The sequence below is a fragment of the Paracholeplasma vituli genome, from assembly GCF_025446935.1.
Classification (GTDB): Bacteria; Bacillota_I; Bacilli_A; order Acholeplasmatales; family UBA5453; genus Paracholeplasma; species Paracholeplasma vituli.
Genome location: NZ_JAOEGN010000018.1, coordinates 19563 through 27952 on the forward strand (window position 1 = coordinate 19563; position 8390 = coordinate 27952).

Below are 8390 nucleotides of genomic sequence, written 5' to 3' on the forward strand. Positions count from 1 at the left end.
AAAATCGTTGTCTTTTTATTATCTTGTGTTATAATTTAACTGTATGAAAATCGTTATGAAAGGAAGATACAATGACTAAGTACGTTTATTTGTTCAAAGAAGGACAAGCAAGCATGAAAAACCTACTTGGTGGTAAAGGTGCAAACCTTGCGGAAATGACCAATTTAGGTCTACCTGTTCCTCAAGGGTTTACAGTTACGACTGAAGCCTGCATCCAATACTACAAAGACGGTAAAAAGATTGCTCCAGAAGTTGTAGAACAAATTTTTGCCGCTTTAGAAAAAACTGAAGCTGAATTCGGCAAGAAATTTGGAGATTCAAAAAACCCATTCTTAGTATCTGTTCGTTCTGGTGCTAGAGCATCTATGCCAGGTATGATGGATACCATCTTAAATCTAGGTTTAACCGATGAAGCTGTGGAGGGGTTAGCAAAACTTACCGATAACCCACGTTTTGCTTATGACTCTTATAGAAGATTCATCCAAATGTTTGCTGACGTTGTCATGGAAATTGACAAAGCGAATTTCGAACATTTATTAGAAGCAATGAAAGAAGCAAAAGGCGTTCATTTAGATACTGATCTAGATGCGAACGACTTAAAGAAACTTGTTGGACAATTCAAGGTTAAATACCAAGAATTAAAGGGCGAACCTTTCCCACAAGATCCAAAAGTCCAATTAATTGAAGCCGTTCAAGCGGTATTCAGATCTTGGGATAACCCAAGAGCGAATACTTACCGTATGTTAAACCACATTCCATACGAATGGGGTACAGCGGTTAACGTTCAAGGCATGGTCTTCGGTAACATGGGTCAAGACTCCGGTACAGGGGTTGCGTTCTCCAGAAACCCAGCAAATGGGGATAACGTTTTATATGGTGAATACCTATTTAACGCCCAAGGTGAAGACGTTGTTGCGGGTATCCGTACACCAAAACCAATTGCTGAACTAAAAGCTGAAAACGAAGCACTTTACGATGAATTCGATCGTATTGCAAAAAAACTTGAAGCACACTACAGAGATATGCAAGACATGGAATTTACCATCGAAAAAGGTAAACTTTACATGTTACAAACTCGTAACGGTAAGAGAACTGCTCAAGCCGCTGTCAAGATTGCTATCGATTTAGTCAATGAAGGTGTATTAACTAAGGAAGAAGCTCTATTAAAAGTAGAACCTTCTCAATTAGATGCATTATTACACCCTACATTTGACCCTAAAGCATTAAAGGCTGCTAAGCCAATCACTCAAGGTCTCGCTGCATCTCCAGGTGCTGCATATGGTAGAGTGGTATTCACCGCTGAAAGAGCTGCTGAATTAGTCAAGAAAGACAAACTTCCTGTGGTTCTAGTTAGACAAGAAACTTCTCCTGAAGATATCGAAGGTATGGTTGTATCTGCAGGTATCTTAACCGCTCGTGGTGGTATGACATCACACGCTGCCGTTGTTGCGCGTGGTATGGGTACATGCTGTGTAGCTGGTGCTGGTGAAGTCAAAGTTAACGAAGCTGGTAAGTTCTTCACCATTAACGGTAAACGTTATAATGAAGGTGACTATATTTCCATCGACGGATCGACTGGTTATGTTTATGGCGAAAAGATTGCAACTACAGAAGCTGTTGTTTCTGGTGACTTTGCAACCCTTATGTCCTGGGCTGACGAAATCCGTGTATTAAAAGTTAGAACCAACGCGGATACTCCAAGAGACGCTCATCAAGCGCGTGTATTCGGTGCTGAAGGTATTGGTCTATGCCGTACTGAACATATGTTCTTCGAAGCTTCACGTATTAAAGCAATGCGTGAAATGATCGTGGCTAAGAACTTAAAAGAAAGAGAAGTTGCCCTTGCTAAGTTGTTACCGATGCAAAGAGAAGACTTTATCAAACTTTATAAGGAAATGGAAGGCTATGCCGTTACCGTTAGATACTTAGACCCACCTCTACACGAATTCGTACCTCATACAGACGCTGAAATCAAAGAATTAGCGAAAGATATGGGCTTAGAATTTGAAGAATTAAAGAGAACCATCGAAGACTTACATGAAACAAACCCAATGTTAGGTCACCGTGGGGTTAGACTTTCGATTACTTACCCTGAAATTGCCGTAATGCAAACTAAGGCTGTTATCGAAGCGGCTATCCACGTAACCAAAGAAGGTTTACATGTGGAACCTGAAATCATGATTCCTTTAATCGGCGAATTGAAAGAATTCAAGTTCGTTAAAGACATCGTTGTGAAGACTGCGGATGAACTCATCAAGAAGTCTGGATTAAACATCAAGTATCTAGTCGGTACTATGATCGAAATTCCAAGAGCTGCTTTATTAGCTGACGAAATTGCTAAAGAAGCTGAATTCTTCTCCTTCGGTACAAACGACTTAACTCAAATGACATTCGGCTTCAGCCGTGATGACGCTGGTAAGTTCTTACCTGATTACTACAAGACCAAGATTTTTGAATCTGACCCATTTGCTCATATCGACCAAAGAGGCGTTGGTAAACTCATGAAGATGGCTGTAAACTTAGGTAACGAAGTTCGTCCAAATATCAAGACTGGTATTTGTGGTGAACACGGTGGAGACCCACAATCTGTTGAATTCTGCCATAACACAGGATTAACTTATGTATCTTGTTCACCATTTAGAGTGCCTCTAGCACGTTTAGCGGCTGCACAAGCTCAAATTAGAAATCCTCGCAAATAATTAAAGATGAAGACGCTGACCAAAAACCAGCGTCTTTTTTTTCTAAAACCCGTTTTATGGCACCCCTTTGGGTGCTTTTTTGTTTTGTGTATGCTATCATGGAGAAGGTGATTATTTATGACAAAATCTAAAAAACAAGTATTATTATCTTTGTTACTCTTATTCGTAATTTATATCGCATTCATCGCACTGGGATTACCAGATGCTTTATTAGGTTCTGCGTGGAATCTGGTTAGAAGTGATCTGAATGTCCCGCTAGGATCCTTAGGGATGATGACTGTTGTCATCTACATTATGTCGATCATCTCAACTTATAACGCACCTAGATTATTAAGGTTGTTTCAAACCAAATGGATTACATTCATCTCCATTACATTCACAGGGGTTGCACTAATTCTCTTAAGCCAAGTCAGTGAGTTCTATCAAATGTTGTTCTTCGCAATTCCTTTAGGTATGGGTGCCGGTGCGATTGACGTTTCATTAAATCATTATTTAGCAAAAAACTATAAGGCTTCCCATATGAGTTACCTACACTCCTTCTATGGTATCGGTGTAACTGCTGGCCCTTCGATTATGGCCTATACATTAAACTTAAATTCCTGGCGCTTGGGTTATATCATTGTGGGTACCATCTTGTTAGTCATCGCTATGATTGTTCTTCTATCATTTAAGCTCTGGCAAAAAGAAACTGAAGATGAAAAAGAATCTCACGAACATATTCCCCTTAAAGTCGCTTTTAGAATTAAAGGTGCATTGAACTCGATGTTTATATTCTTGTTCTATGTTCATATTGAATCGTTACTTGGTGTATGGATCGCTTCATTTGTTTACGCTGAACGTGGAGTCACCGCTCCGGTTGCTGCACTCTTCGCAACCACTTACTACTTAGGTCTTACTGTAGGTAGATTGCTTTCCGGATTTTTAGCGAAAAAGTTTAACCCACACCAATTAATCTTAATGGGCGTCAGTTTGATCCTGTTAGGGGCTATATTATTCTTATTTAATGTAAAATTTGAAGCATATTACTTCGTTGTTGTAGTTCTACTTGGAATTGGGTCTGGTCCAATCTATCCAAACATGATGTTTGCGAATAATACCCACTTTAAACCGAAGGAGTTATCTAAAATTATTTCTCTTCAAATGGTGATCGGGTATATGGGTTTTGGCATATTGACGCCACTTGCTGGTTTTATGTTTGGACAGACTACGATCGCATTTTATCCTTATGTTTTACTTTCATCTAGTATAATCTTAACCCTATTAACCCTACGATTTTTACGACTCAAAACAATCCCAAATGAAAACGTCTAAGGCATATTCTTGCCAAAGACGTTTTTTTCTATCGAAATTCAACTTTATTGATGTAACCTTGCATATCAAATTTGCGTTCAAGCCCTTTATCGTTCATATATCTGAGTTTTCCGAATATACTACGTTCTGTCCAAGCCCGGTCATGCTTACCAAAGCACCAAGCGACACCTGTATAGGAGTTTGGATCTCTACCGTCAAGAAAGTATTTGTTATTTAAATAGAGTGTGGTTTCGTAAGCTTCTTTGTAGGTCTTACTCCACTCAATAATCTTCTTCGCCCAATACATTCTCATGTAGTTGTGCATGAATCCAGTCTCAACCATTTCCTTCATCGCAGCATTAAAATACGGGTCATGGGTTTTGTATGCTAAATAATCTTCTTTTGTATAAATGTATGTGCGGATATCCATCTCATGATCCCTCATGGTCTCATAAGCCCACGGTTCGGTCATTTGATTAAAGTCATCGTAGCCTGGGTTATAGTAACAATAGTTGAAAGCGAGTTCTCTTCTTACAAATAATTGTTCAACATAAGCATCGTAGAGTTCTTTTGAAATCCGTTCTTGTTGTAAAAAGAGATTGAGGTGCATCACGATTTCTAATGAAGAGATTTGTCCAAAGTGTAAGTAAGGTGAAAGCAGTGAGGTATACTCTGTACTTGGGTCGGAGGATTCTGGATAATATGCGATTTTGTTTGTTATAAAATCGTTTAACCGTTTCATAGCCTCAAGGTATCCACCTATGAACCCTTCAAAGGGTTTAACAGAATCATCAATATTCAAACAGTTTAATAAGACTTCTATATTATTAAAATCAAAATCAGAAGTGATACTCAATTGAGACTGATTGATCAAGATGGATAATTTCTTAAAGTCTATAAAAATATCCATTAGTTTATGTAGTTTAGGTCTAAGTGTATAGGCACCATACTCAACTTTATTTGAGGCGATTCGAACAGGTACAATCAAGTCCGTATCAACCATTTCAACTGTAATTGGAAGTTGTTTATCTTGAATCGATTGAACAATATCATAACGCCATTTTAGTGGGTATTTTAGATAGGCTTGATCAAAAATAAGTGTATCCGCTTCACTCAAATAACTTATTACGATTTCGACTGGATTTCCAACTCGTGATACCATATTAAAACCAAGTTTATTTCCCCAAACAAAGACATCCTTTAGACCTTCTAACATAAACTGATAATGTCTTTGATTAGCCTCTTTAAAATTAGGATCTAAAACAAATAAAACAAGAACAGGTAAGTTCTTTTTGTTAGCAATTTCTACTGCTCGTTCTAATGCGTGGTTATAATGGATACGTTGAGATTGTTGCATCCAATAAAGAACATACTTAGCATTAAGATTAGATTTTGATGCATAAAGTGTTTGTACTCGTTCAGTATTCATAAATTAAGCCCTCGTATCATCTATTATATGTCTTTTTTCTTACTTCGTTTCGTTTGTTGTAAATTAGTAACAGTTTACTTGGGTAAAGTGCTATAATTTGATTAGAGGTTTTCTAAATGTGAAAGAAATCCATTCCATACAGGAGGTGTATTTTATGTTAGATTATCTAAAGCTTTACGGCATTGCATTTGTTGTGTTTTTCATTGTAGATATCGTTTGGCTAAGTTTAGTAGCGAAAGACTTATACAATAAAGAAATTGGGTCTTTGCTTAAACCGGATGTCAATTGGGTAGCTGCAATCATTTTCTATTTACTATTCATCTTAGGCTTGGTTGTATTTGTCATCGAACCTTCCGTAGCATCTAGTTCACTAGGTAAAGCGATGTTGCTTGGTGCGTTCTTCGGTTTAGTCACTTACGCAACCTACGATTTAACCAATCTCGCAACCATGAAAGACTTCACACTCAAAATTACCCTAATCGATTTAACTTGGGGTACTGCGCTTGGATTCCTTACTTCTACTTTAACATATTTAATCAACGACTGGCTATTCTAAGGGGTTTTTATGAACTATCAAATAACCAATGAACATATTTATAAGTCCTTTATCTTAGGGGCTAAGTACGTGATTCGTGAAAAAGACCAATTGAATGCGATTAATGTATTTCCTGTTGCGGATGGAGACACTGGTAGTAACCTCGCTTCTTTAATGAAAAGCATCTTATTAAAGTCTAAGTTAGGTAAGAACATCCATGAAACGCTGACTTCGATTTCAAACGCAGCGCTTTTTGGAGCGCGCGGAAACTCAGGTATTATTTTTGCTGAATACATTCATGGTTTTACTTCTAGCATTGATAACGACCCATTAACCTTATCTGACTTTGTGAAATCAATGCGTGTTGCGACCTCAAAGGCTTACGCATCCATAGAAAAACCAGTCGAAGGTACGATGATTACCTTGATGAGACGCTTTTCTGAAGTGTTAGAATCTGTCTATCAAGGGTCTAAAGACATCCTAAGTGTATTACAAAAGGCTGTCGAGTCCTTAAAAACAGATTTACTCAAAACCAAAGAACAACTGAATGTTCTAAAGGATTCTGATGTCGTCGATGCTGGGGCGAAAGGGTATTACCATTTCATCACTGGTTTCACGAACGCCTTCTTAGGTGAAGATATCGATATTACCACGCAAGATGTTCCAGAAGCGCACATCCATGTGGAATCGTTCAGCCCAGATCAAACACGTTATTGTACAGAAGTTTTGATCGAGGGTAAAAATATGAGCCTCGATGAAGTCAGAAAACGTCTACACCCACTCGGGGATTCGATGGTCGTTGCGGGTCATGAATCTTTAATTCGCATTCATATCCACTCCAATTCACCTGAAAAGGTATTTGAACAAATTGAACCGATTGGTACGATTGTTGATCAAAAAGTCGATGATATGAAGCGTCAATTTGAAGTAGCTAATCACCAAAAGAGTAAGATTGCATTGGTAACCGATTCAATAGCGGACTTGCCAATGCGCTATATTGAAGACAATCAAATTCATGTGTTCAATTTGTCCGTAGTCATCAATGAGGTTACGCACTTTGATAAGCTTACCATCAAGAACGACCGTTTCTACGGTATGATGGATACCCTACAAACATACCCTAAATCGGCTGCACCTAATCCGAAGTCTGTTGAGAATCTATATTCCTTCTTGTCAACTTATTATGAGGACATCATCGTACTCACGGTTTCGTCTAAGATGAGTGGGACTCATAACACCTTTGTACAGGCGAAATCAGCCTTCCCAAATAAAAACATTTATGTTGTAGATTCCATTCAAAATAGCGCTGCACAAGGTCTCTTGGTTTATGAAGCTAACGAACTGATTAAAGCTGGCGTTTCTGCGACGGATGTTGTTTCTAAATTAGAAGATTTGAAACACAAAACCAAGATTTTAGTGAGTGTAAAAACACTTAAATACATGGTTCGTTCTGGTCGTATTAAGAAAGCTGTTGGAATCGCTGGAAAGATTCTTAACTTAAAACCAGTTATTTCGATTGATGGCGAAGGTAATGGTATCATCTTTGATAAAGCCTTCAGTCAAAAGAAGAGCGACCAAAAGATATTTAAACACATCCAAGAAGTCGTCTCAAAGTTTGGTATTAAATCCTATTCATTGGTTCATGTGAATGCGCCAGAAAGAGCGATTTACTATGAATCCGTTTTAACTAAAATGACCGGTATCAAACCCTTATATACTTCCGATATCTCAACCATCATCGCGATGAATTCTGGCATTGGTACAGTCGCGGTAGCTTATACCCGTAAAGACTAAATCGAATAGTTCAAAGAACAAAGAGGTGAATAAATCACCCTTTAAAGAATGATTCATTTCCACTTAACGATTTAACTCGTCTTATTTAAAAACGACTACACACCAAATAGGTATGTACGCTTAGGAGTGTTCACTAGAGGTGAATCGTGATTCACCCTTCCTATCCATAAGGCATCGGGATTACCTTTTCCAATCATATTTAATGAGGCATTTTGATCAGCGTTTATCAAAGTGCCTTTTTTACTTCTATATAAACCTCTTTTGACTCTAACACCTGAGAAATCACCTTTTACGAATTCATCTTGATCCAGATAGGACGCTTTGGAAGTATATGCTTCATTAATCACTTTGGTTTCAATACCTATCTGTTCAGCTAAGTATATGATACGGTCTCTAAGTCTCGCGATTGGAATACTCTTTGTCCACTGATTATATGTATCCGATAACCGTTCATCTTTAAACGTATCGTTATAACCAATGATGATTTGTTTCACTTTATTATCTATCGCGTGATGGATAATGAGTTTAGCTGCTTTATATATCCCATAATCCATTTGATGGTTTCTCTTATCCATTAGACGAATCATTTGTTTGGTTAAGATAGTTTGATTGGGTCTAGTACTAGCTAGTTTAGCGATTCGTT

General features: G+C 37.9%; 6 protein-coding genes. 4 read left to right on the forward strand and 2 right to left on the reverse strand.

Going from position 1 to position 8390, the window contains the following annotated elements:
* The first annotated feature begins 71 nt into the window (after nt 1-71).
* Together ppdK and N7603_RS08095 are read left to right on the forward strand one after the other, a co-directional pair.
* Nucleotides 72-2699 (forward strand): pyruvate, phosphate dikinase, encoded by a 2628-nt coding sequence (gene ppdK / locus N7603_RS08090; protein ID WP_262096930.1) that lies wholly within the window; start codon nt 72-74, stop codon nt 2697-2699.
* 117 nt (nt 2700-2816) lie between these two features.
* Nucleotides 2817-4010 carry an MFS transporter gene (locus tag N7603_RS08095; protein ID WP_262096931.1) on the forward strand — a complete coding sequence of 398 codons (1194 nt, stop codon included), beginning with the start codon at nt 2817-2819 and terminating at the stop codon, nt 4008-4010.
* 28 nt (nt 4011-4038) lie between these two features.
* Here the strand turns inward: N7603_RS08095 and N7603_RS08100 are convergent, their stop codons facing one another.
* On the reverse strand, nt 4039-5418 hold the full coding sequence (locus N7603_RS08100; RefSeq protein WP_262096932.1) for a deoxyribodipyrimidine photo-lyase: 1380 nt from the start codon (nt 5416-5418) through the stop codon (nt 4039-4041).
* 154 nt (nt 5419-5572) lie between these two features.
* On the opposite strand from N7603_RS08100, the gene N7603_RS08105 reads away from it, so the two are divergent.
* Both N7603_RS08105 and N7603_RS08110 read left to right on the forward strand, forming a co-directional pair.
* Nucleotides 5573-5974 (forward strand): DUF2177 family protein, encoded by a 402-nt coding sequence (locus N7603_RS08105; protein ID WP_262096933.1) that lies wholly within the window; start codon nt 5573-5575, stop codon nt 5972-5974.
* A 9-nt stretch (nt 5975-5983) separates the two neighbouring features.
* Entirely contained in the window at nt 5984-7747 is a 1764-nt protein-coding gene (locus tag N7603_RS08110) for a DAK2 domain-containing protein (protein ID WP_262096934.1), read from the forward strand.
* A gap of 95 nt (nt 7748-7842) precedes the next feature.
* Here the strand turns inward: N7603_RS08110 and N7603_RS08115 are convergent.
* A partial coding sequence (locus N7603_RS08115) for an IS200/IS605 family accessory protein TnpB-related protein (RefSeq protein WP_262096935.1) occupies nt 7843-8390 on the reverse strand: 548 nt, incomplete at its 5' end.

Bases quoted from the DNA above. Each gene is read 5' to 3' on its own strand.
- N7603_RS08095 (WP_262096931.1), top strand. From the start codon at position 2,817: ATGACAAAATCTAAAAAACAAGTATTATTATCTTTGTTACTCTTATTC.
- N7603_RS08110 (WP_262096934.1), top strand. From the start codon at position 5,984: ATGAACTATCAAATAACCAATGAACATATTTATAAGTCCTTTATCTTA.
- N7603_RS08105 (WP_262096933.1), top strand. From the start codon at position 5,573: ATGTTAGATTATCTAAAGCTTTACGGCATTGCATTTGTTGTGTTTTTC.
- ppdK (WP_262096930.1), top strand. From the start codon at position 72: ATGACTAAGTACGTTTATTTGTTCAAAGAAGGACAAGCAAGCATGAAA.
- N7603_RS08100 (WP_262096932.1), bottom strand. From the start codon at position 5,418: ATGAATACTGAACGAGTACAAACACTTTATGCATCAAAATCTAATCTT.